Source organism: Bacteroidales bacterium (assembly GCA_013141385.1).
GTDB lineage: Bacteria > Bacteroidota > Bacteroidia > Bacteroidales > Tenuifilaceae > UBA8529.
This window is the reverse complement of the sequence record JABFRB010000001.1, coordinates 224,075-250,337: the sequence shown is the minus strand read 5'-3', so window position 1 is coordinate 250,337 and position 26,263 is coordinate 224,075. Positions and strand designations below refer to the sequence as shown.

Below are 26,263 nucleotides of genomic sequence, written 5' to 3'. Positions count from 1 at the left end.
AAGCCATTATGATTAAACATCAGGTTCTAGTAGTTTTCATTTGCATACTTATTGTTTTTTGGGTGGCATACACTTTAAGAGAACGCCGGAAAACCAGAGAAAAACAAGATCAAGAAAATGGCAATGATCTTGAAAATGAAAACTTGTAGGTTATGGACTATACATACAAGTATCCGAGAGTGCTGGTTACTGTTGATGCATTAGTTTTTTTAATAGATTCATCACAACAATTCCCGCAGATTCTTCTTATACAACGCAAAAACCAGCCCTATAAAGATTTTTTTGCCTTACCTGGAGGCTTTATCGAAATGGATGAACTTTTGTGCGATGCTGCAAAAAGAGAGCTCTTTGAAGAAACTGGTTTACAAGGAATTGAATTAACCCAACTTGCCGCCTTCGATAGTATTAAGAGAGATCCAAGAGATCGTAATATTTGTATTGCTTATTATGGATTCACAACACCCAAAAATTCTTGCGTAAATGGCGGCGATGATGCAGAGAAAGCTGAGTGGTTTAGCCTCGAAAAACTTCCGCCACTCGCTTTTGATCATTCAGAAATCATTGAATTTGCAAGAAAAAGGCTAAATATTTAATATCAATTACTACTCTTTCAAAATTTAGAGTTGAAATCTTAAACCCCTTCTACTTTCAAATAATCATCCCTGCTCCAACGGTAACATTTGTACTCTCATCTATTATTACTAAACTACCAGTAAATCTGTTCTGTCTGTATGAATCAAAAAAGAGAGGTTTTGTAGTACGTATAGAAATACACCCAATATCGTTTAGTTCAATGTTTCTATTCTCGAAATCCTTTTCAAGAGTATTGATATCTACTTTGTACTTAACCTCCTTTATCATACACCTTAAATCGCTCGTAGTGTGTTTTACGATGTATTTTCCACCCGGAACCATAGGTTTTTCGCCCAACCAGCAAACCATCAAATCAACATCCTGACTCTGACGAATACCATTTTCTGCTGAAACCATCATACATCCCCTGCTAATATCTAAATCATCTTCAAGACATATAATTGCAGATTGTGGTGCGGTTACCATTTCAAATGTCTCCTTTCCGAAATCAATTCTTTTAATGGTAGATGTAAAGCCTGACGGAAGGACTTTGACCTTATCTCCAACCTTAAGCGTTCCACTGGCTACTCTGCCAGCATAACCCCTATAATCATGATATTCTGTTGATTGAGGTCGGATAACATATTGAACAGGGAATCGGGCATCAAGTAAATTGTAATCATTTGATATATAAACATTTTCGAGCTGATACATCAATGTTGGACCTTCATACCAGTTCATTTTTTCAGATCGATCAACTACGTTATCTCCATTTAAAGCGCTAATAGGAATAAATCGTACATCTTGAATGTCTAGATTGGTAGAAAAGTCCATAAATCGTTTTTGAATACCATCAAACACATCTTCCTTATAATCAACTAAATCCATTTTATTTACGCAAACTATAACGTGTGGAATCCTTAGAAGTGACGCTATATATGCATGGCGTATTGTTTGCTCAATTACACCATGACGAGCATCAACAAGAATTACAGCCACATTAGCCGTTGATGCTCCCGTTACCATATTGCGAGTATACTGAATATGTCCAGGCGTATCTGCAATAATGAATTTTCGCTTAGGGGTATTAAAATATCTATAAGCAACATCAATTGTAATTCCTTGCTCACGTTCAGCCCTCAACCCATCGGTAAGTAATGCAAGATTGATATACTCTTCCCCTTTTTTAACACTTGCTAATTCAATAGCATCTAATTGATCCTGAAAAATTGCTTTTGAGTCATATAATAACCTTCCAATTAGTGTGCTCTTACCATCATCTACACTTCCTGCGGTAGTAAACCTAAGGAGTTCCATATCGAGATAAGCTGCTGAAGTTGATGCGTCTTTATCCATTTTAAATAATCAGTAATTAAGTAATTTAAATGTAAGTAACTAAATAGTTAAAATAAAAAACTTGTAGGGTAGTAGTTAAGTCTCAAAAATACCCTTCAATTTTCCTATCTTCCATTGCAGCTTCTGAGCGTTTATCATCAGCTCTTCCTCCGCGCTCTGTAACTCGTGTAGCGGCAACCTCACGAATAATATCTTCTAATGAATTGGCAATAGACTCCAAAGCACCTGTGCAGGTAGCATCGCCAATCGTTCTAAAGCGAATGATTCGTTTTTCCACCTTCTCTGTATCTCTTATTTTCATAAAAGGGGTTTTTGCATAAAGGATACCATCACGATTAAAAACCTCACGTTCATGAGAGAAATATAGATTTGGAATAGCAATATTTTCTAAAAATATATATTGCCAAACATCCATCTCAGTCCAGTTACTAATTGGAAACACTCTAAAATGTTCTCCAATATTTTTCCGTCCATTAAAAATATTCCAAAGTTCAGGGCGTTGATTTTTGGGATCCCATTGACCGAACTCATCTCGATGAGAGAAAAAACGCTCTTTTGCACGAGCCTTCTCTTCATCCCTCCTACCTCCACCCATTGCACAATCAAATTTCAATTCCGCTATGGCATCAAGTAGTGTCACAGTTTGCAATTTATTTCGGCTAGCTGCAAAACCAGTCTCTTCTGCAGCTCTACCACTATCAATTGAATCCTGCACATATCTAACTATCATCTTTGCACTTGATTCATCAGCCAGCCAATCCCTAAACTCAATTGTTTCTTGGAAATTATGACCAGTATCAATATGCATCAAGGGGAAAGGAACTTTAGCAGGAAAAAAAGCTTTTCTAGCTAAGTGAAACATAATAATTGAATCCTTCCCGCCGCTAAAAAGCATTACTGGGTTCTCGAATTGTGCTGCTACCTCTCTAATAACATAGATTGATTCAGACTCTAACTCTCTCAGATGATTTATTGAAAATCTTTTCATTTGTAATAACAATATATCAAGTTGATTATAAAATATATAGGCTAAGGATTCTTTCTAAATACCTATCTATAATAATCTATTATTTGTTTGTATTTGAATTCTTCATGTTTTAATTAAAAATAACCGCCTATTGTCATTATCTTATAATGATTGATAATTAAAATAATTGCGCAAGATAATAAATCATTCGGTATTATAAATTCTTCCATTATTCCTTAATCAAATGAAATCAATATTTTATTTGATTACTAACCAGTTAATTATTAATTATTTCCTATTAATATATTCTGAATTACCGCATATTTAAATAAAGTATCCTCCTCATGCACTATATTAAAAAATCAATATGAATGACCAATAGGTACAAAAAAGGAAGATGCCTTTTTAGACATCTTCCCTAGATAATTCAATTAGTGTATAATTTAAAACTACACTTTTTTATACATCAGCACCAGTTAAAGTATTATAATGAACTGTATCCCAGAAAAGTGGGGTCATAGCATTATCACCACCAACAGTCATTAATGCAACAGCTGCAGCCCAACTATCGTGGTTCAATGTTTGCTCAGATATTGGATAGCTGTAACGTTGAGGAATACCATTTACATCTTGAACGTGATCAACAGCTGCAATTAAACGAGGATAATCTAATCTTCTCCAAGATGTCCAAGCGGAAAAACCTCTCATATAATAAGCAATCCAAGCTTGAGTACCAATAACCTGTTTCCAAGGTTGAGTTGCAATAAGTGTTGCATAATCAACAGTTGGTTGAGCAAGGTAAGTAGCTGCTTCAGCAGATGTTCCTCCCCAATTGGTTATAGATTCGGTAACAGCATTTGCGTAATGGGTTGCAGCAACTCCAGCACCAGTATAACCACCGCGTGCAGCGGCTTCAGCTAGTAGGAATTCAACTTCAACATAATCCATTAAAACAACTTCACGCTCAGAAGTTAATTGACTATTATCAACATGGGAGTAAGTAGTATATCCACTAGATTTACCTACAACACCACCTTTGTAAATACCACCAACTTGAGTCCACATAAAACCTACGCGTCTTGGGTCATTAGTTGCATTACATGCATCCGCTAAGGTATTTGCTACAACAAAGTCAGATCTACCGCTAACTACTAGTTCAGTGTAAACTGGATTTTGGTTAGGAGAAGCCCCTAAATATTCTAATGAGAATTTTTCACCAGATGTGAAAACACCAGCAGTAATAGCTGAATTTACAGTAGTTTGAGAAAGTGTAGCGTCTTTATCTGCTAGCATTAGACCCATTCTAAGTTTAAGTGAATTACCAAACTTAATCCACATTGCAACATCATCATTATAAATATTATCAAAAGTTGCACCCATACCACCTTCAGCAGCATCCATGGAAGCCAAAGCAGCATCTAATCTTACAATAAGATCTTTATAAACAGTAAAGGCATCATCATATTTTGGTGATACATTAAGGATGTCCAATGCTTCTGAATATGGCATATCACCAAAAGTTTCAATTACATTTGACCACGCAAAAATCGACATGATCTCAACAATTGCTAGCTGATTATCTCTTTGACCCTGAGATATACCATCTTGAATTGCAGTCCTTACAGTGAAAAGTCTTTTTGCTTCCTTTAGGTTCATAAGAACATTTCTATACATAATGTTATTATGGTTTTGAGGAACAGGACGAGTTACCATATCGTAACGACTTTCATCAAGATAGGTTGTTTCAGTGAAATGCTGTACAAAAAGTTCAGTGTTATTCTGGTTTACGTTAAATGTAGCCATTTGATTAAAAAAGGCTCTAACGGTTCCATTAAACACAGATGGTCCAGTTGCAGAGGTAAACGCCTTCGTGTTTACATTCAAATCCTCCAATTTGCTACAAGCCGCAAGCACAAAGAGGACCGAAATGAATATTAATATTTTTTTCATAGTTTAAAATTTAGAAGTTGATTTTAACATTGAAACCGAAATCGCGAGTGCTTGGAAGTGATCCAATGGAATAACCTTGAATGTTTCCAGCAGATAAACCTGATTCTGGATCAGCATAAGGTAGGTTTTTATGTATGATCCAAAGGTTTGAACCAACAATGCTTAAAGTTACCCCTTTTACATTGATTTTATTTACCAAAGATGTAGGAAGGTTATATGATAAAGCAACCTCACGAAGTTTCACATAACTTGCATCATAAATAAATGCTCTAGCAGGCTCTGGTGAGTAACCGAATCCAGCATATGTTGTAGCACTTACTCTAGTAACGTTAGGAGTACTGCTAATTACATTTCCACTAGCATCTCTAACAACATTTACACCTTGGTTAATGTAACCACCACTGGTTGAAGCATAATTACCGGGTGTACCAACGCGTGGATCTCTAATAGGGTTTCCAAGATCATTTAAAACAGCTGTTTCTGCATATAAACCACTTGATAAACCATAGTACATATCAAGAGAATAAATATCACCACCTTGTTGAACGTCAATTAGGAAACTTAAAGAAAAACTCTTATAGGTTATGGTATTGCTTATACCACCTGTCCAATCAGGGTTAACATTTCCAATAACCTCTGTTGCGGTTGCAGATTTAACTGGTTTTCCAGTAGTAGCACTAAGAATTTTTTGTCCATTATAATATGTATAATCAGTACCCTTAAGAACACCGTAGGGTTCTCCAACGCTGGCGTTAAGAGTAATACCACCTTGGAATGAACCTAATTGTAAGTTAGTAATACCAGGGTATAGTGACACAACCTCATTCTGGTTCTTAGCAAAGTTGACATTTACATCCCAACTAAACGAAGAGGTCTTAATAGGTGTGGCTCTAAGTGTTAGCTCAATCCCCCTATTCCTGATTTCACCTGCATTAAAATATTTAAATGCATAACCTGTTATCTGGCTTAAAGCTACAGGCATAATTTGGTCTTTTGAATTTTGTTGATACAACGAAAGATCAAACCCATAACGATTCTTCATAAAATTCATTTCAAGACCAGCTTCATAACTGACAGTCTCTTCTGATTTTAGTTCAGGATTATTCATTGTATTTGAAAGAGTGTACATAGCACCATTAAATGGAGTATTGGCAACATAATTATTATTTAGAGCATCGAATGGAGCTAAGTTACCAACTTTTGCCCAATTTAAACGAACTTTACCCATTGACAACCAACTTTGTTTAACAATGTCAGTGAATAGAAATGAACCAGTTACTGAAGGGTAATAATATTTGCTTTTTGATGTAGGAAGAGTAGAAGCATAGTCAGCTCTAAAAGTACCGTCCAAGAAAAGGAAATTCTTATAACCCAATGAAAAACTAGCATACATACTTCTTACTCCTATTATTGAAACAGTTTCAACTGGGTATGGCAATGGATCCTTACTATTTCCAATAGCATATATACCAGGAACGTTTAATCCACCATTGGTTGAATTAGTAAAACGTGAAGTGTTGTTTCTACGTTCGTTGTAACCTATAACACCTGTTAAATTAAGATCCTCGGTTAAATTCTTATTAAAATTTAACATAAAGTCGTAGTTAACCTCGCTAAAAGTATTGTCACGTCTTAAATAACCAGATTCTTGGTTAGTTCTGCTAACTCCAAATGTTGTAGCAATACTTCCAACAGCTCTTCTTTCTTCCTGAGTTTCATTATATGAATCGGACGAAATACGAGCGGTAACATCTAACCATTTTGCAAGTTTATAGTTAACCCCGACATTCCCAACAAAACGTTTTCTACCGTCGTTCTGATAATTTTGATAACGTGTGAAATATACGTTATCCCAGTAAATTGGTTTTAAGTTAGAGAAATCTGAATCATAATTCCAAGTAACGTTCCTGTGAGTTAAGTCGTAAACTCTTTTTTGATCTTTAAGATCTACGTTAACCTGCCACCACTGACGGAAACCTGACATAATATTGTCATTATAACCAGTTGAGTTACGACCAATAGCTTTTTGATTAATAAAGTTAGCAGAAATAGTTGCCGTTAACTTATCATTAACCTTGTAAGTTGAATTAACAAGGAAGTTATTTTTATACATTGAACTATTAGGAAGAATACCCTTGGAAGTATTGTTTGAATAAGAAATTCTATAACTTCCTTTATCAGTTGTATTATCAATAGAAATTGAATTGGTATAGTTAACTGGGGTTTCGAAGAAGGTTATTGGACCATTTTGGGCAGCAACATAAGGTCTCTGTTGACCATACCATGGTGACTCTGGGTCAAGTGAATACCAGCCATAAACTGGGTGTCCATCTAATTTACCACCAAAAGAAGCATCCTCGGTAGTTGGAACCCAATCATATAATGTGCCAGTTGTACCACCACTAGCATTTAATTGGAAGAAATAACCATCTGCTGAATCATAATATGCACCATAACCAGCACCATATTTATCTTGATAAGTTGGAAAGGTTGATTTATCAATACTGCTTATAGTAACGTTTGAACTAACAGTTACACCAATACCTTTTTTTCCTTCAGCACCCTTCTTAGTAACAATTAGAACAACACCAGAGTTACCCCTTGAACCATAAAGAGCAGTAGCTGCAGATCCTTTTAGGACGTTGATAGACTCAATGTCATCAGGGTTAATATCTGAAGCAGTGTTACCATAATCATAACCTACTCCACCTGTTGCTTGAGCACTAATATTACTAATATCATTAGTAATAGGAACACCATCAACAACATAAAGAACTTGGTTATTACCAGTCAATGATTTATTACCGCGAACAACAACGTTTGTTGATCCCCCCATGTTGGTGTTCTTTTTAATTTGAACACCTGATACTTTACCAGAAAGGGAGTTCATAAAGTTTGCTGTTTTTACAGTTGATACAGCATCACCTTTAACTTCTTGAGTTGAATAGCCCAAAGATTTTTTTGTACGGGAAATACCCAATGCAGTTACAACTACTTCATCAACCGTAAGTGATTCTGATTGAAGAACAACGTCAATAACAGCACGACCGCCAATGGCTTCTTCTTGAGTTTTCATACCAACAAAACTAAACACAAGAGTTTGTGCAGAAGCAGCAACGTTAAGTTCATACTTACCATCAACGTTTGTAATACCGCCGGTGGTTGTACCCTTAACTACTACCGATACACCTGGAATTGGCATTCCATCCTCAGAACTGGTAACAGTTCCGGTAATCCGCACGGTTTGTGCTTGCAATAAATTAACGCCAACAAGCACAAGACATGCAAGAAAAACACATAGTCTTTTCATAGAACAAGTTTTAGGTTTACAAATAGAGGTTAATAATTAATTTTCTACTTCGCAATGTATATAAATATTTTTCTAATTGCAAGCATTTTGACAATCATAGTGTAGTAAATAAAGGAAAATACTATTTAAATTTTTAAAAATATAAAGTATTAATTCCTCATTTTGAATAATATTCAATGTTAAAAAGTTAAAAAAACAGTTAAAAAATACAAATTAACTTTTTTTCAACAAAATAAGAAATATTGTTGAATTATCAAATTATTTCTTCCCTGAAATCTTATTCTCAACAATTGTCAATATGTCACTTTCAAGTTCAATCGCTTTTTTTACGATGGATTCTCCTTCTTTTAGAAATCTCTCAACAACTACTTTATCCTCCAAGCCAGAAGCATTGATCTTCACATTTAGGAATGCTCCCAATACCCCTGAACGAGCAGCTAAAGCTCCAACTCCAGCATCAGTTACCGAGTTTGGATTACCGAATTCAGCCATTGCCTTTATAACCTCCATTGATTCAAAGCAAAGTTGCATTACTTTAAATGGAACTTCAGTAGCATAAAGAGTTGCTTGTTGAATTGCATTTTTTCTGGTAGCCTTTTCCTCATCATTACTCTTAGGTAGTCCAAATGCATCCATTATTTTGTTGAAAGCATTTGTATCCTCGTCAATTAGCTTTATGAGCTGTTCCATATAAAACTTTCCCTTATCAGCCCAATCGGAAAATTCTTTCCAACGATCATCCCAACCAGGCTTGTGTGCAGAAAGGTTGGCAACCATAGTTCCTAATGCAACGCCAAAAGCTCCCATGCTAGCAGAAATAGAGCCTCCACCAGGAGCTGGTGACTCAGAAGCGGTCTCAATGGCAAATGCTTCGAGGGATAAATCAATAAGTTTCTTTTTGCTACTACCCCTTAATATATATTCTATAATCTTCTTATCGGGATCGAATGGAGTCAGCTCATCCAGTCCCATTGATTTTATTGCAATCTTTATAATCTCTCTCTCTGAGATTCCTGTAGAACGTTGCTGCTTGTTAAGGAAATATTTACCAGCATCGAGCATTGCCTGCAAAGGAACAACTCCAACTAATTCAGAACCAGTTACTCTTAACCCACGCTCCATTGCTTTGGCGGACGATTCTTCAAAAGCAATGTGCATAGAGGTTACAGTAATATCGGTTAGGTTGATAGATACCTGAGCAATCCCGTACTCCTCTATAAACCATCCAATTGCTTTACATGCTTTTAGGGAACCAGGAATCCATAACTCGTTTCCCTTTTCATCAAGGGCTATTTTACCAGTAACCTGATTTCCTACCCTAACTGGTCTTCCCTTCTCACGTATGTCAAAGGCTACAGCATTCGCCCTTCTTGTGGATGTTGTATTTAAGTTTACATTATATGCAATTAAAAAATTCCGAGCACCTACAGCAATTGCGCCTGTTCTAGGGTTGAATTTGGAGGGACCAAAATCGGGTTTCCAATTTGGATCTTGTAGTTTTTTGGGTAGTCCCTCGTATTCCCCCGAACGACAGTTTGCTAAATTACGCCTCTTTTCTTCCGAAGCAGCAAACTCGTAACAGTAAACGGGTATTTGTAACTCCTCACCAATTCTTTTTGCTAATTTTCGAGCATATTCAACTACCTCTTCCATAGTTATATTTGAAACTGGCACTAGTGGGCAAACATCTGTTGCACCAAAACGTGGATGAGCACCAGAATGCTTGCTCATATCAATAATTTCAGATGCTTTTTTTGCAGCCCTAAATGCAGCTTCACAAACTTCATCGGGTGTTCCAACTATTGTTACAACAGTCCGATTTGTTGCTTTACCCGGATCAACATCTATCAATCTTACTCCATCAACAGTTTCTATGGCATCTGTTATCTGTTTGATAATAGACATATCGCATCCCTCGCTGAAATTGGGCACGCATTCAATTAACTTTTTATTCTCCATAATTGTGGTTAAAGAAAATTATTCACTTCTATACATTATTTAAGGTGTATTGCATTATGTTTTGTTCTTTTGGCAAATGATACGCATTTAAATTCATTAATCCAAGTTTAGGATTCAGACTATTTCAGTTAAAACTCCACTCTAAGTTTTGAACCCTAATTTATGTTTTCCAAAATTCACTTCCGAATGGTTTTCCTTATTATTAAAGGTATGTTAAAGGTTCTATCTAATTAAAGATTTTTTTGAGTAAATCCGTAACTCTAGCAGTTGGATTATTTCGTATCTGCTGCTCCTCTTTTGCTATCATTTTAAACAATCCTTCGATTGCCTTATCGGTAATATAGGATTCAAGGTCTGGGTTTACCTTCTTTCCACCCGATAATACATTCAGTTTATTATATGCTTTAGCCACATTCTCCCAATATTTTGTAACCTGAACCTTTGATATTGCCTCTTTCACAATAGGTTTAAAAGCAACTTTGAGTTTTTCTCCCGTTTTATCCTTTAAATACAAGGTAGCTGCATTGTTTGAACCTTTTAAAATGCTCATTGCATCGGAAAAGCTAATTCCCTTGATTGCATCTATTAGAATTGGAAGTGCCTTTTTAGATGCTTCTTCGGCAGCACGGTTAAGCGAGAGTTCAAACTCGGCTATCTGTTTTTTCATTCCTGCCTTCTCAAGAGTAGTCTTTACCTTTATGGCATCTTGTGGAAAAGGGATAAAAATTTCAGCATTCTTATAGAAACCATCAACTTTTGAGGCCTTTTCTGCTGAGTTCTTTGCGCCAACCTGAAGGGCTTCAATTAATCCCTTGGCAACCTCATCTGATTTAACTATTTGATATTTAATAGTATTATTCGAGGTCGCTTGACTTGCAAATGTAAAACTTGAAGTAATTATCACAACTACTCCAAGTAGAAATCCATTATACTTTTTCATTTTTAATAATTTTTCCGTTTAAAATCACAGTATCTATAATTCTAGAGGTATATGAATAGGGTATAAACTCGTATGATGGAATTGGTTTTGTTATAAAAACGTTTGCAACTTTGCCTTTGGCAATGCTACCATGCGTATCGCTAATGCCCATGGCGTAGGCGCTGTTTATGGTTACTGCATTTATTACCTCTTCTGGAAGCATTTTCATCTTAATACAACCAAGCGACATCACAAATTTCATATCTCCTGATGGGGAAGAGCCCGGATTGTAATCCGATGCCATAGCCACAGGCAACCCCGCTTGAATCATCTTACGAACGGGAGGATCTACCATTCCTAAAAAAAATGCGGCTCCTGGTAAAAGCGTAGGCATGGTCTCAGATTTCAGTAAACATTCTATTTCATCATCTCCAGTATATTCCAAGTGATCAACCGATTGCGCTCCATACTTAACTCCCACCTGAATGCCTCCCGAATAATCAAGTTCATTAGCATGAATTTTTGCCTTTAACCCATATTTCATTCCAGCCATTAACATCCGCTCTGTTTCCTCAACAGTAAAGAAACCTTTATCGCAAAATACATCAATAAAATCGGCAAGATCCGCTGAGGCGACTAAAGGAATCATCTCGTTAATAATCATATCAACATATTCACCTTGTCTACCCTTATATTCTAAAGGCACTGCATGTGCTCCTAAAAAAGTAGCCCGAATAGTAATTGGAGTTGATTCTTTCAATCGTTTTATTACTCTGAGCATTTTTAGCTCATTATCAGTAGTTAAGCCATAACCACTCTTAATCTCTACTGCACCAGTACCTAAAGAAATAATCTCATTTATTCTTGTAAGCGATTGATTGTATAATTCATCCTCGGATGTATTGTGCAGAAGTTTTGCCGAGTTTAGGATTCCTCCACCCCTCTTGGCAATCTCCTCATAGGATAAACCTTTTATCTTGTCGATATACTCAATTTCACGACTTCCTGCATAAACCAAATGGGTATGGGAATCGCAAAATGAGGGGAACACCATTTTACCAGTTGCATCAATTATTGTTAAATCTTTCTCCTTACTAAATTTATTGGATGCTTCTCCCATTTTTCCAAATTCCTCGATTATACCTTCTTTTATATAGAGGAAGGCATCGTCTATAGCTCCTATTTTTGACATTTCAGAACCAGCAACCCACGCACGAGGTGTATTTTCTACCTGAATTAACTTCTTTATATTGATAATGAGTATTGACATAGTTTCTTTTGGATTTTAAGTTGGCTAATTAGTATAAAATCATAAAATTGCTAGTCTAAAACGCAAAAAAAAGAAACAATTAATAATAAATCTAGATCTATTAAATACCTTACTTAAACAAACTTAGACTTTTGAGGCTATTGTTATGTGATTTCTATTTAAATGATTTCCGTTTGAGAATAACAACTTTTTTTCTAAAACGCCTGTGCTATTCATCTTAATAACTATTCTAAATACTTCCGCAATTCAACAGTCTAGTTAAAGTAAAATATTTGCAACAATATATTCAATTAATTCAAAATAGAATTCTACTTAATAAGATTTAAATGAATAACTTAAGATACAATTTACACTTTGAACTGAAATGAAAGCATTTTTATTTCCATAATAAACATTGGACTTCTCTAGAATATTTTGATTTTTTGAATATCGAATCTCAAAATCTAATCTTTTAAAAGCAATTCCAACACCTGCAAATACTCCTTTTGAAAAAGCACTAAGTGGTACACCCAATAAATTGTTACGTGTAGAAATAATATTATTGTTATTTATAATTAACTTAGAATTATCCTGAAAATTCAACACCAGAAATAAGCCTAGATTTACATATGGTGTAAATTTACTATGAAAGAAGTTGAACCTCAAAGATGGATTGTATTCAATATTTTTAAGTTTTAATTCAGCAGTCTCAACGTAATTATTCAATTTATAATAACTTTTAGTGTCATATGAAATATATTGTAACTCATTATTAAAAAATAACCTTTGAAATCTTGGTAATTGAAATTTCAAATAAAGACCCAAAATAGGTGTATTTGAATTTGAAAAAGTATATACTGAAGCATTATAAATTGAACTCGATAATCCAATTTGAATACCAGATATTAATTTGATTTCTTCTTTTCTTATTGAATATACTTTATCGTTTGTTGTTGAAGTGACATTATAATCAGAAATCAATTCTTCTATACTTGATAATTTAAATTTTGTTTTGTTAATTGTAGTTTGAATGTCTTTAACATCACTCATCAAAAAAGAAAGAATCCCTAAATATTTATTATCACCTGCTAAACCAGTACCTCCCGAACTTGATTCTTTAATTCTCATTCTATTTGTTAATTCATATATTGTAGTATCTCCTTCTTTTTGAGCAAAATAATGATTTCTTTCATCAATTCCATAATGAACTAACAAAGATACCCTTCCTTGAACTTGTTTTTTTAAGAAAATTGTTTTCGTACTAGTTTTTTGTTCAGGGTTACTTTTAATTTCATCGTAATCACTTGGACTTACATCAATTGTTAACTTCTTACTAACAAAAATATTGTTTGCAAACTTAAACTCTAAAATGTCTTCCGGTTTAAATCTAATTTCATCATTACTGCTTTCGCTGTTTTTAAATCTTACAAATTCGGGGGTTACCTCAATGTAGCCAAAAAAAATAAATCCTTTAAGTGTGTCATCATTATTAGTAATAACCCAACCTTTTTCAAAAAAGGTTCTTCTAAAAGAATTGTCCTCTGTTAAGATATTTTTTTGTCCAAAACCTAATTCAGAAAACATTAAAACACATGTAATTAGAAAGATATATCTTATTTTCATGATCAATATGTTATTTAGCATTTACTACACAAAAATAATACTTAAAGTTACATTTACAAGGACTAGATGCTAGTTGCTAATTTCGTGTTATTTAATTGCTTGTATGATTGGTTCAAAATCTTAGTTCTTGTAATTAAAGTCAAATAAAAAAATGATATGATGCAGTAAATCAGAAATCGAAAAACTTTAAACTGTTACTAGCAACTTAATTAAAGTCCGTTCAATGTAAGATGTCCTCCTTTGCGAAGTGAAGGATATAATTATCTATAAGACAGATATTTAATTTCGTTCTGTATGATAAAGTAACAATCTAACACTATTCTGATAATCAATATGTTATATTTACATCGAATTCAAGTTAAGCAGTGATTGAAATAAATAAAATATGACAAAAAAAAAGCCTAATTGCATTTTTGGAATCATTAATTGGAAGATAAATTACTAAATTGGCAAACTAAATTTAAAAAAGTTGCTACCAATGGATAATCAAAAAAAGAAAAAAGAGTTTCCACATACATATGTAATAATTTTTGCGATCATTATTATTGCTGCCGTTTTAACTTGGATTGTACCCGGTGGAGAATTTGCAAGGGTTAGCAAAGATGTTAATGGAATTAGCCGGGAAGTTATAGTTCCAGGGTCTTTTGTAAAGGTCGATAATCAGCCTCAATCCTGGCAAGTTTTCACATCCATCTTCCAAGGAATGAAAAGAACTTATGATATTGTTTTTTATATTCTCATGATTGGCGGTTCTTTTTGGCTCATGAATGAAAGCAAGGCTCTTGATGTGGCTATATATTCATTCCTGAATTTTACAAAAAGGATTGAACGATTTAAATTTTTAAAAATAGTTGGGGTAAATAATCTTGTAATTGCCTTAATTATGATATGCTTTAGCTTCTTTGGGGCAGTTATTGGAATGAGCGAGGAGACAATTGCCTTTGTAGTCATATTTGTTCCACTTTCAATAAGTATGGGTTATGACTCTATAGTTGGTGTTTGTATGTGTTTTTTAGGAGCAGGCTTGGGTTTTGCTAGTGCACTATTAAACCCATTCACTATTGGTATTGCACAGGGATTATCGGGAATTCAACTTTTTTCAGGTATTGAATATCGATTTATTATTTGGATTGTTATAAATTCTATTGGAATTGGTTATGTTATATGGTATGCAAATAGGATTAAAAAGAATCCTAAACTTTCACCTGTTTATGAAATTGATGAATACTGGCGTCATAAAAACACAACTGAAGGTAATGGGTCTAAAACAAAACCAACAAATGCTGCTTGGATAATTTTTTCTATTGTATCTTTTGTATTCGCAATTTCTTCATACTTCTATCCTATTACTCATCTGACAATTGGCAATAGTACAGTTTCAGCACCAATTATACCCATTGCAACTATTATTTGGGTTGTTGCTGGCATATTAGCATTGCGCCATTCTGTGCAACTGTTTATAGTAAACATTCTGTTCTTTACCATACTATTCCTAATTGTGGGAGTTATGGGCTATGGGTGGTATATTAAGGAAATCTCTTCGCTATTCCTTGTGATGGGACTTTGCTCAGGCATAGCATTTGGTAAGAATGCAAATCAGATAGCCCGATTGTTCATTGAGGGGGCAAAGGATATCATGTCTGCTGCGTTGGTCGTTGGACTGGCAAGTGGCATTGTTGTTATTCTTGAGCAGGGTAAAATAATTGATTCTTTGCTTTTCTTTTCGGCAAGTGCTATGGAAGGTTATGGGAAACTAGTATCTATCGCCATAATGTTTATATTCTACAATCTATTAAACTTCATTATAGCCTCTGGTTCAGCAAAGGCTGCACTTACAATTCCTTTGATGTCACAATTTTCTGATCTGATTGGAATTAGCCGTCAAACAACCGTAACTATTTATCAATTGGGTGGAGGATTTACTAATCTTATATCACCCACTTCAGGTGTAACTGTAGGGGTTTTAAGTATTGCAAAAATACCTTTCAACAAATGGTTTAGGTGGTTTTTGCCATTAATGCTAATTTTAATAGTAGTAGCATTTTTACTCCTTATTCCAACTATTTATATTAAACTAAACGGATTTTAAAATATAAGAATTCAATAATTGAAAGTAAAAAAGGGAGCATTTATTAGCACTCCCTTTTTTGTTCTCACAATAAAAATTATATTTGTTCAACTAACCTTCCTTAAAATATGAATAAACATCTTTTACTTTCATTCGCCTTTTTTGGGGCAATTTTAGTTTGTTCAGCACAAACTGACACTTTAAAAAAACAATTAAAACAGGAAAAGATTAAAACTGGGTGGAATGTTGGTGGGCTTCCTGTCATTGCTTTCGACACTGATCTTGGGCTTGAGTACGGGGCACTTGTTCAACTATTTAACTACGGGGATGGTACAACCTATCCACAGTACAAGCATATGGTATATGCAGAAATATCGAGATATACAAAAGGGAGCGGGATAAATAGACTTTATTACGACTCTAAATATCTTATTCCCGGTTTGAGGGTTACTTCAGATTTGGCTTATCTTACCGATAAAACGTATGATTTTTATGGGTTTAACGGTTATGAATCTATCTATAACCAAAAATGGACTGACGACTCAGAGCCACCCTCAATATACAGGAGCAGAGCCTTCTATAAATATGATAGAAAATTAACCCGATTCACAACCGATTTACAAGGAAAACTAACCGATAAACGATTTGGTTGGGTTGCTGGAATTGGTTTGTACAATTATGCAATTGACACTGTTGACGTGAATGCATTGAACAAAGGTAAAAGCGATAGTAAAAAACTTCCATACGTTGATGGTGGGTTATTCCAAAAATACGTTGACTGGGGATTAATTGATGAAAAAGAAAGGGATGGTGGTTTTACAACATACCTAAAAACAGGTTTTGTTATTGATACCCGTGATAATGAGCCTAATCCGATGAAGGGTATTTGGACTGAAGCCATTTTAACTTATGCCCCTTCTTTTATGGGAATAGGGAAAAAATATGAACATGTAAAACTTTCATTAACTCATAGACAGTACTTTACTTTAATAAAAGATAAGTTATCGTTTGTTTATAGGCTAGGCTATCAAACAACTATTCTTGGTAAATGTCCTTATTATTTAGAGCCAAACATGACTACTCTATTCTTAAGAGGGGCAACAAGTGAGGGTCTTGGTGGTGGTAAAACGTTAAGGGGAATTTTGAGAAATAGAGTTATTGGAGATGGAATAGCATATGGAAACCTTGAATTTAGGTGGAAATTTGCTAAATTCTATTTTATAAAGCAGAATTTTTATTTAGCTCTTAATACTTTTGTCGATGGAGGAAAAGTTATTAAATCCATTCCTATCGACCCAATTATTAGGAGAGATAATAGTGAATATTTCACACCCAATGGTGAAGAGATACATCTTAGTTATGGTGCTGGCTTAAGGATAGTAATGAACCAGAATTTCATAATAGCCATAGATCATGGTCAAGTATTTGATAAAAAGGATGGTGATGCAGGTACTTATATTGGGCTTAACTTTTTATTTTAACGATTTTTCATTTTGAATATTGAACAAGGATTAACGGTTTCTAATCTGTTAATCCCTGTTCTTATTTACTATCACTATTCAGTAAAATTTCTATACGCTTTTTCCTCTCCCGTCTTTCACTTTCTGTAATGCTAGCATTTCATCTCTAAATCGTGCTGCTTCAATAAAATCGAGTTCTTTTGCTGCTTTTTCCATTGATTTTTTAGCATTTTCTATTGCTTTTAACAAAGCACCTTCACTCATATATTGAACCACGGGATCAGCAGCATAATCAATATTCAAGGGCTCTGTGTAAGGATTTATTGTCTTTGCTTTACCAGCTGCTCCCTTACCTAGAACAGATACTCTAGCTTTTATAATCTGTTTAGGTGTTATCCCATATTTTTCGTTATATAAAAGCTGTTTCTCCCTCCTCCTATTTGTCTCATCAATGGTTATCTTCATTGAATTGGTTATCTTATCGGCATACATAATTACCTTACCGTTGATATTTCTTGCTGCACGACCAGCGGTTTGTGTTAGCGAACGTGCTGAACGTAAAAACCCTTCCTTATCAGCATCAAGAATAGCAACCAAAGAAACCTCAGGCAAATCCAATCCCTCACGAAGAAGGTTTACTCCAACCAAAACATCAAATAGCCCGCTCCTTAGGTTATCCATTATTTCAACTCTCTCTAGAGTATCTACATCAGAATGAATGTACCTACATCGAATATCAAACTTAACTAAATATTTAACCAGCTCCTCTGCCATTCGTTTTGTAAGGGTTGTAACAAGCACACGCTCCTCTAATTCAACACATTGATTAATCTCTCCTATCAAATCATCAACCTGATTTAAACTAGGTTTTACAATAATGACAGGATCTAAAAGGCCTGTTGGCCTTATCAACTGCTCAACAATAACACCCTGACATTGCTGAAGTTCATAATCGGCAGGAGTAGCACTTGCAAAAATAACTTGACTAATAAGGCTTTCAAACTCATCGAATTTTAGGGGTCGATTATCAACAGCTGCTGGTAAACGGAAACCATACTCAACCAAGGTATGCTTCCGAGAGTTATCGCCTCCTTGCATTGCCCTAATTTGAGGGATTGTAGCATGACTTTCGTCAATTATTGAGATGAAATCTTTAGGAAAATAATCAATCAAACAGAAAGGTCGCATCCCAGCAGGACGTCCATCAAAATACCGAGAGTAGTTCTCAATTCCTGGGCAGTAACCTAATTCGCGGATCATCTCCAGATCGTACTCAACCCTTTGCTGAATCCTTTTTGCCTCAGCCGCCTTACCATTCTCTCTGAAAAAGTTTATTTGCTTGACTAAATCATCCTGAATCTCATAAATAGCAGAGTTCATGCGTTCCTTTGCTGCTATAAAAATATTTGCTGGATATATCACCGTTTCAGGTAAAGTCTCTAAACGGGATCCACTTATGGGATCAAAAACCACTATTTCCTCTATATCATCTCCGAAATAAACAACTCGAATCCCTTTATCACCATACGCTAAAAAGATATCGACACTATCACCTTTTACTCTAAATGTACCACGCTTAAAATCAACCTCATTACGTGAATATAGACTATCCACTAGCTGACGTAAAAACTGATTTCGACTCAACTTCTGCCCAACTTTAATTCTTATTGTACTATTGTAAAAATCTTGTGGATTTCCAATACCATAAAGACATGAAACTGATGATACTACAATAACATCTCTACGACCAGAAAGCAAAGAGGATGTTGCGCTAAGCCTCAACTTTTCAATCTCATCATTTATTGAAAGATCTTTTTCTATATAGGTGTCCGTAACTGGTAAATATGCCTCTGGTTGATAGTAATCGTAGTAAGAAACAAAGTATTCCACAGCATTTTCAGGAAAAAACTGCTTAAACTCACCATACAACTGAGCCGCTAATGTTTTATTATGGCTAAGAATTAGGGTTGGTCTATTAAGGTTTGCAATAACATTGGCAATTGTAAAAGTCTTTCCTGATCCTGTAACCCCGAGTAGTGTTTGAAATTTATCTCCACGAATAAAACCTTCAACTAGCTGCTTAATCGCATCGGGCTGATCGCCAGTTGGCTGAAATTCAGCTGTAAGTTTAAAATCCATTCGCTTATATCTGATTACGTATCTTTATAACTCAGTAAAATACTATTTGCTTTATACTAACAGAGTACACATTAATTTAGCTAAAAAACGAGGAGGTTCTCTATACATTCCAAATCCAAATAATAACAAATGAATAAATATTGTTATTTAAACAAAAGGTCTGTACAATAATAGTAAGGTGAACTTTATAAATCAATTTGAATAGAGCTGATCTTTTGTAACTTCTTTTGTAGTAACCTTATTTAGGTGATTATTGATTGTTTCTAAAAGCACCTCGTAATTTATTGGTTTAGGAATATACCCAGAACAACCCGATTCAAAACAACGCTCCTTGTCCCCATAAACAACACAGGCTGTTTGAGCAATAATTGGTATATCTGGGGCAATCTGCTTAATAAAAGTGGTAGCCTGAAATCCACTAATACCTTTCATTTTAATATCCATTAAGATGATATCAATACCTCTGGTCATCTTTACTATTTCTATTGACATCTCGCCACTTTCTGCGAAAAGTAACTTTGCACCAGTTTTGGAAAGTATAATCTCTAAAAGCATTGAACTTGCAGGATCATCCTCAACAATTAAAAAAAGTTTGTCCTTCCAGTTATAATTATTATTACCCGACATAATGATAATATATAGGCACTGAAATTAGAATAAAAAAATCAATTGGCAATCAATATCCTATTGATTTTATATTTTACTACTCAAAATAAATTTAAATTTGACTTCCGCTTTAATTTGATATAAATTACTTAACGTTTCATGTCACTGATTTCTAAAACTTAGCAAAGCGAATATATTACGAATTGTTTAACTTTTATCACGTTAAAAACAAAAGTCATATAGATATGTTTATTTATAAAATAATAATACAACACCATGAACGTTAAAAGTGAATGGCTTAGCATTTCATCAATTAAAGAGTATTTCTTTATAGCTTTACTATTTATTTTTGCATCGATTATTAGTACTCTTGCAGTTAATAAATCATCATTACCTTTTTACTGTGCCCTTACAACAGGTTTAATGGCAGGAGTGATGATTACTAGGGGAGTAAAATCGATAGTTGGTTTCTTTTTAGGTGCAGTTTTCTGGCAATTCATTAGCATTTTTTCAACAATTCCTGTATTACATCTTACACCGGGTTACTCAATTCTTTACATTTTATCTGAGTGCTTAACCTTGCTGATATTTTATAAATCTCTAAATACTAATAACGGTGCTGCTTTTTTAATTGAGAAGAATAACGGACTAAAACGATTTTTCACCTTTGCCCTTTTATCTTCATTACCGCAAGCAATAATACTTTCATTTATACTCTATAATTCGAGTGCTATAAATTCAACCATAACTTATATCAAATTATTACATCTGACTTGGTTAAGTATTACATTGTCCATATTATCGTTAACACCCTTTTTTATTTCATTTCTCAACAAAAACAAAAAGATTACACTTAAAAATCTCCAATTTTCATGGGAGTTTTTGTTATTCCTTATTGTTTTAATTGGTCCTAGTATTCTTGAAGTACTTAAGGTGATCAATCCACCTTACTCATTTCCAATTTATTTTCTAGTATTTCCATCAATATTCATTGTTGCTTTTCGAAAAAATATTAGTGACTTAACATTAAGTTTACTCATCTTCTACCTATTCACAATCTATAATGCAAGTAAAAATAGTGGTATATTTTTTTCACCAGATCCCTACTTGAATGCTTCAAATATTCATTACTTTATACTATTCTTTTTTTTTATTTCTCTCGTTTTAGGGGTTGTTGTTAACGAAAAACGTTTAGCTTTTGAATCGCTAAAAAAAACCTATCATGGTATTGAGGAGGAAATACAATTACAAACAAATAGTTTCCGAGAATTAAATCTTAAGCTTTTCCAAGAAATTGACCATCGAGGAATTATTGAAAAAGAACTAACTGAAAGTCGCAATTTACTTGAAGAATCACAAGAAATAGCCAATATTACAAGTTGGGAACTTAATACTGAAACTGAAGAAATAAAGTGGTCGAAATCAGGTTATAGAGTAATTGGGTACAATCCTAGTTCACCTCCTAGCACCCTAAGTGAGTATAAAAAATATATCTTCTCAGATGATCTTAATTCTTTCAATTTGCTTTTTAATAAATTAAAAAATACTCCATTAAATTTTGAAATAGAATTAAGGCATAATATGCCAAATGGCTTAATAAATTATGTCCTAGTACACGGGAGATCTTTCGAGGAAAAAGGGGAAATTTGTAAAGTTATAGGATTATCTTTAGACATAACAAAACGTAAAGAGGCTGAAAATCAAAGCCATGAAAGAGAACAAAAATACAAGGCACTTTTTGAGTCAAATATTGATGCCGTTAGCGTAATAAACCCTGATAATAAAACATTTATTGATGTTAATAAAGCCTTTGAAAACAGGTATGGTTATACACGGGATGAAATAATAGGACAACCATATTCTTTGATCACAGCTGAGGTTGAAGATACCTATTCTGCTATTGAGAATGCTTTTAGAAAAGGTTCTCACAGAGTTCAAACAAGAATTCATAAAAATAAAAAAGGAGAAGAATTCTTTGCAGAAGGAATTTTTGTAAAATTCTTTGCCTCCAACAAACCACTCATATTTATTATATCACAAGACATTACCAAAAGAAAGATTGCAGAAAGAAGTTTAGCAGAACGAGAATTACAGTATAGGTTATTCTTTGAATCAGATCTTATCGGGATGGCAGAGATCAACCAAAAAAAAGAATGGAAATCATTTAATAATAAACTGTGTATTATACTTGGATACTCTGCCGAAGAGCTAAAACAAAAAACTTGGGATGAAATTACCCATCCCGATGATTTTTTAACAGAATTGAAACTATACAACGATGTAATTGTTCACAAAACAGATGGTTATAGCATTGAAAAAAGATTTATCCGAAAAGATAATTCAACCATCTTTTGCAAGGTTGCTGTTAAAGCAATTTTTAACCCACAAGGTAATATTACCCATTTCATAAAACTTATTGAGGATATCTCATCCCGAAAACAAATAGAGAAAGAACTCCTAGAAAATAGAGCAACACTTCGGAGGGCACAACAAATTGCAAATCTTGGGAGTTTAAGTTGGAAACTTGCCTATAATTACATTACCTTAAACGAAGTAGCCTACCCATTGCTTGGCTGGAAGAAAACTCAAGGACCATTCAATATTAAAAATTTCATGGAATTAATTTCTAATGAAAAAAGAGCGTTCATTGAAAAAACCATTGAAGATTCCAAAAAAGGGATTAAACATGATGAAAGTATCGAAGTTCCCATTCTAATCAATTCAGGGGAAAATCGATATCTACTTTTAAATGTTGGTTTTAATGCTGATAACTCAATTGAAGTATCTGAAATTGTTATTACGATTGCTGATATCACTGATGTTAAAAAGGCTGAAGTAGCATTTCAGGAAGCCAATTCTTTAAAAGATCAACTTTTCTCAATTATAGCTCACGACTTAAGAGGCCCCATCGGTTCATTGAATCAAATGATAACATTTATTGCTGAGAATAATGATAGTTTGGATAATCATAGCCGCAATGATCTAATTTTATCACTAAAAGACTCTACACAGGAAACATATAATTTGCTCGAAAATTTGCTTGAATGGGCGAAAAGTCAAAGACAAATATCCTTTAAGCCTGAAGTAATTCATCTAAAACCTATAGCTGATTATTCGTTGGTTTTACTTTCGGGAATGTCATCATTAAAAAAAATTACTATTAAAAATGATATTGAAGACGAATTATCTGCATACGCAGATTCTTATATGATCCAGACAATATTCAGAAATTTGATTTCTAATGCTATTAAGTTTACGCCTAACGAGGGTAAAATTCAAATCCTCGGATTCCGTGATGGGGCAAATGCTGTTCTTAAATTTATTGATTCTGGCATGGGTATCCCCAAAGATATAATTGGTAGGCTTCTTGACGGTAGTCAAAATTTTACTACTTTAGGAACAAATAATGAACAGGGGACCGGTCTTGGCTTAAAACTAGTTAAAAGATTAATTGAGAAGAATGGCGGAAAAATACTTATTGAATCGAAACCTGACAAGGGTTCCACCTTTACTATTTTTTTACCATTAACTCAACATGCCTAACTGCGATTAGTTATTAAGTTTATATTATTTTTGAAAAAAATAATTATGGACTTAATCACACTGTTTCTCCTTGCAATTGGTCTTTGTTTTGATACTTTCGCAGTATCTGTTTCAAGTGGTCTTATTCGAAAAGAAATTGTATTCTGGCAAGCTGTTCGTATTGCTTTTTTTCTAGCAATTTTTCAAGCAATAATGCCGGTTTTTGGTTGGCTAGGTGGAATTACTATTAGAAATTGGATAGAGCCCTTCGACCACTGGGTGGCTCTTGGCATTCTTACCATACTAGGAGTTAAAATGCTTCTGGAAAGCCAGAAAAATAGCGATGATAAAAACATTGATCCTTTAGACATAAAGGTAATAATCAGTATGGCTCTGGCTACAAGTATTGATGCTTTGGCTGTAGGCATTAGCTTTGCGATTATTGAAGTAAATATGTTTCTGGCTGTTATAATTATTGGTTCAGTTACATTTATTGCATCTATGTTGGGTATACTTTTCGGTAAAAGAACGGGTTCTCACTTTGGGCAAAAAATGGAAATAATTGGGGGAATAATTCTTATAGCAATTGGAATAAAGATAGTTATTGAACATTACTATCTATAGAGGATCTATGCAGATTATACCCACTGTATTAATTAACGTCAGCTCGATGTAAGGTGTCATTGGCTCCGCCGAACTCGCAAGCTCGGTTCTGAGCGAAGCAAAGGATCTAATTATCTAAAGACTAGACACTTCGCTTCGTTCAGCATGACAAAGCAACAATCTATTGTTGTGCTGAAAATCAAATAATTTTAGTAAAGCCTATCCAACTCCTTCTTAATAAATCCTATAAGTTCACCTAGATATTCCTTTGAAAAAGAAAATTCAATACCCGCTTCTTTGTAGATTTCTTGAATAGTTAAAGAGTAACCCTTTTTCATAAAGTTCTTGTATTGATTTAAGGTTAAATCTGGGTTTTCCTTATAGTGCTTCCAAATTGCAATTGCACCAAGCTGTGCAAACGCATATTCAATATAATAGAATGGCATCTCAAAAATATGCAACTGTCGTTGCCAAGAAAAAACAAACGCTTCCTCTACTCCTTCCCAATCGATTATAGGGCTCGAAAATTCTTTGTAAATTCTTGTCCATGCAAGATTACGTTCATGATGAGTATGTTCAGGGTTTGTATAAAGCCAATGCTGAAATTTATCAACGGCAGCAATCCATGGAAGGATTATAATTGCTCCCTCCAAAAGCATACGCTTAGCACGTTTAAGTTCAGATGTATCTTTAAGTACTTGCTCCCAATGCTCCATCGAAATCAGTTCCATCGACATAGATGCTAATTCTGCTACTTCCGCAGGTGTATTCTTGTAATCGATTAAAGGCCAATGTTTACAGTAAAGCGCATGGAATGCATGACCACCCTCATGCATCAATGTTTCAAAATCATCCATACTGCCTGTTGCATTCATGAAAATAAACGAGCGATTGCTCTTATGTAATGGGTAGTTAAATCCTCCAGGTGCTTTACCAATTCTTGAATCAAGATCCAAAAGATTTTCCTTGTCTAGTAGACTAAAAATATCTCCAAAATCGCTACTTATAGAACTAAAGCACTCCTTAGCGTTCTCTTTAAGGATTGTTGTTGTTGTAAAGGGTCGTAAAGGTGCTTTCCCTTCGATATCAACCTGCAAATCCCATGGTTTTAGCCTATCAACGTCAAGTTTACGTTTACGATGTTGCATGATATCATCTACAAGTGGGTTAACCTCAAGTATAATGGCTTGGTGGAAGTCCTGTATATCTTCCACTGTATAATCAAAACGACCAAGATTGTAATGCTGATAATCTCTATAGTTCTTATAGCCAGCATTAACAGCTATCTTATAACGTTTGCGAAGCATGCTCGAAAGGAGTTCATTAAAACTCTCTGATTTCTCCACCCTTTTTGCAAGGATATTTTTGTACACCTGCTCTCTAAAACTCCTATCATTTTCTTGAAGCAACTCAGTAGCTTGCTTTAAAGTATAAACCTTCTCATTAATGATTACGGTCATCTCCGAGATATTTGAGCCATATTCTTGCTCCTCTTTCTGAAGTTCAGCAAAAATCGAAAGGTTTTCCTCACGAAAGATTTCGATATTCTTTTTAAGTGATCGAGCAGGTATAATATGCTTCTTCTCAAAAACTTTCATAGCAGCAGAAACTGCAAGTTTTTTATCAATTTTGTTAAACCAACTTTCAACCTTAGGTTCAATCTCATCAATAAAAAATTCGAAAGCCTTTTTAGCTCCCTCATCCCTAGTGTCAATATTTACATGAATATATCGCCAAGCTTGATCTTCATCAATAGCCGTTTCCAGTTCAGATTTATACAAAAGAAATTTATTTAACTCATCTTCTGTAGTCAAAGGCATTTCATTAAGATGATTGAAATAGGATTCTATGGAGTTCCAATCAGTGATACTAAAATTTGAAGAAAGAAAGGTCATATTTTTTGAGCTGTTCATAATGGCTATTTTAATATGCTAAAAAAAAAGCCGAACCGATGGGTTC

Annotated in this window: 17 protein-coding genes; 6 read left to right on the top strand and 11 right to left on the bottom strand. The window is 34.3% G+C overall.

Features of this window, described 5'->3' with window-relative positions; genetic code table 11:
- Positions 1–8: 8 nt before the first annotated feature.
- Positions 9–149 carry a hypothetical protein gene (locus HOO91_00950; protein ID NOU16113.1) on the top strand — a complete coding sequence of 47 codons (141 nt, stop codon included), beginning with the start codon at positions 9–11 and terminating at the stop codon, positions 147–149.
- Between the two features lie 3 nt (positions 150–152).
- On the top strand, positions 153–593 hold the full coding sequence (locus tag HOO91_00945) for an NUDIX hydrolase (protein ID NOU16112.1): 441 nt from the start codon (positions 153–155) through the stop codon (positions 591–593).
- A 55-nt stretch (positions 594–648) separates the two neighbouring features.
- On the opposite strand, the gene HOO91_00940 is transcribed toward HOO91_00945, so the two are convergent.
- The 8 genes from HOO91_00940 to HOO91_00905 all read right to left on the bottom strand — a co-directional run bounded on the left by HOO91_00940 (position 649) and on the right by HOO91_00905 (position 13,906).
- Positions 649–1,890, bottom strand: a complete 1,242-nt coding sequence (locus tag HOO91_00940; GenBank protein NOU16111.1) for a sulfate adenylyltransferase — start codon at positions 1,888–1,890, stop codon at positions 649–651.
- Positions 1,891–2,011: 121 nt separating this feature from the next.
- Positions 2,012–2,917 (bottom strand): sulfate adenylyltransferase subunit CysD, encoded by a 906-nt coding sequence (cysD, locus tag HOO91_00935; GenBank protein NOU16110.1) that lies wholly within the window; start codon positions 2,915–2,917, stop codon positions 2,012–2,014.
- Positions 2,918–3,355: 438 nt separating this feature from the next.
- Positions 3,356–4,846 carry a SusD/RagB family nutrient-binding outer membrane lipoprotein gene (locus tag HOO91_00930; GenBank protein ID NOU16109.1) on the bottom strand — a complete coding sequence of 497 codons (1,491 nt, stop codon included), beginning with the start codon at positions 4,844–4,846 and terminating at the stop codon, positions 3,356–3,358.
- Between the two features lie 10 nt (positions 4,847–4,856).
- On the bottom strand, positions 4,857–8,156 hold the full coding sequence (locus HOO91_00925) for a SusC/RagA family TonB-linked outer membrane protein (GenBank protein ID NOU16108.1): 3,300 nt from the start codon (positions 8,154–8,156) through the stop codon (positions 4,857–4,859).
- A 258-nt stretch (positions 8,157–8,414) separates the two neighbouring features.
- Complete coding sequence (ftcD, locus tag HOO91_00920; GenBank protein ID NOU16107.1) at positions 8,415–10,115, bottom strand: glutamate formimidoyltransferase; 1,701 nt, start codon at positions 10,113–10,115, stop codon at positions 8,415–8,417.
- 226 nt (positions 10,116–10,341) lie between these two features.
- Positions 10,342–11,055, bottom strand: a complete 714-nt coding sequence (locus HOO91_00915; GenBank protein NOU16106.1) for a DUF4197 domain-containing protein — start codon at positions 11,053–11,055, stop codon at positions 10,342–10,344.
- Positions 11,042–12,304, bottom strand: a complete 1,263-nt coding sequence (locus tag HOO91_00910) for an imidazolonepropionase (protein NOU16105.1) — start codon at positions 12,302–12,304, stop codon at positions 11,042–11,044. Before HOO91_00910 ends, HOO91_00915 begins: the two co-directional genes overlap by 14 nt.
- A gap of 312 nt (positions 12,305–12,616) precedes the next feature.
- Complete coding sequence (locus HOO91_00905; GenBank protein ID NOU16104.1) at positions 12,617–13,906, bottom strand: hypothetical protein; 1,290 nt, start codon at positions 13,904–13,906, stop codon at positions 12,617–12,619.
- A gap of 478 nt (positions 13,907–14,384) precedes the next feature.
- Here HOO91_00905 and HOO91_00900 point away from each other — a divergent pair, with 478 nt between their 5' ends.
- Entirely contained in the window at positions 14,385–15,995 is a 1,611-nt protein-coding gene (locus tag HOO91_00900) for a YfcC family protein (protein ID NOU16103.1), read from the top strand.
- Between the two features lie 107 nt (positions 15,996–16,102).
- Positions 16,103–17,455, top strand: a complete 1,353-nt coding sequence (locus tag HOO91_00895) for a hypothetical protein (protein ID NOU16102.1) — start codon at positions 16,103–16,105, stop codon at positions 17,453–17,455.
- A 90-nt stretch (positions 17,456–17,545) separates the two neighbouring features.
- On the opposite strand, the gene uvrB is transcribed toward HOO91_00895, so the two are convergent.
- Both uvrB and HOO91_00885 read right to left on the bottom strand, forming a co-directional pair.
- Entirely contained in the window at positions 17,546–19,573 is a 2,028-nt protein-coding gene (uvrB, locus tag HOO91_00890; GenBank protein NOU16101.1) for an excinuclease ABC subunit UvrB, read from the bottom strand.
- 192 nt (positions 19,574–19,765) lie between these two features.
- Positions 19,766–20,200: a response regulator gene (locus HOO91_00885; protein NOU16100.1), complete on the bottom strand. Its 435-nt coding sequence runs from the start codon at positions 20,198–20,200 to the stop codon at positions 19,766–19,768.
- Positions 20,201–20,455: 255 nt separating this feature from the next.
- Between HOO91_00885 and HOO91_00880 the strand changes: the two genes are divergently transcribed.
- Positions 20,456–23,722, top strand: coding sequence for a PAS domain S-box protein (locus HOO91_00880; protein ID NOU16099.1), 3,267 nt, complete (start codon positions 20,456–20,458; stop codon positions 23,720–23,722).
- 45 nt (positions 23,723–23,767) lie between these two features.
- Positions 23,768–24,325, top strand: coding sequence for a manganese efflux pump (locus HOO91_00875; GenBank protein NOU16098.1), 558 nt, complete (start codon positions 23,768–23,770; stop codon positions 24,323–24,325).
- A gap of 188 nt (positions 24,326–24,513) precedes the next feature.
- Here HOO91_00875 and HOO91_00870 read toward each other — a convergent pair whose 3' ends face one another.
- Positions 24,514–26,217: a M3 family oligoendopeptidase gene (locus HOO91_00870; GenBank protein ID NOU16097.1), complete on the bottom strand. Its 1,704-nt coding sequence runs from the start codon at positions 26,215–26,217 to the stop codon at positions 24,514–24,516.
- Between the last annotated feature and the right edge of the window lie 46 nt (positions 26,218–26,263).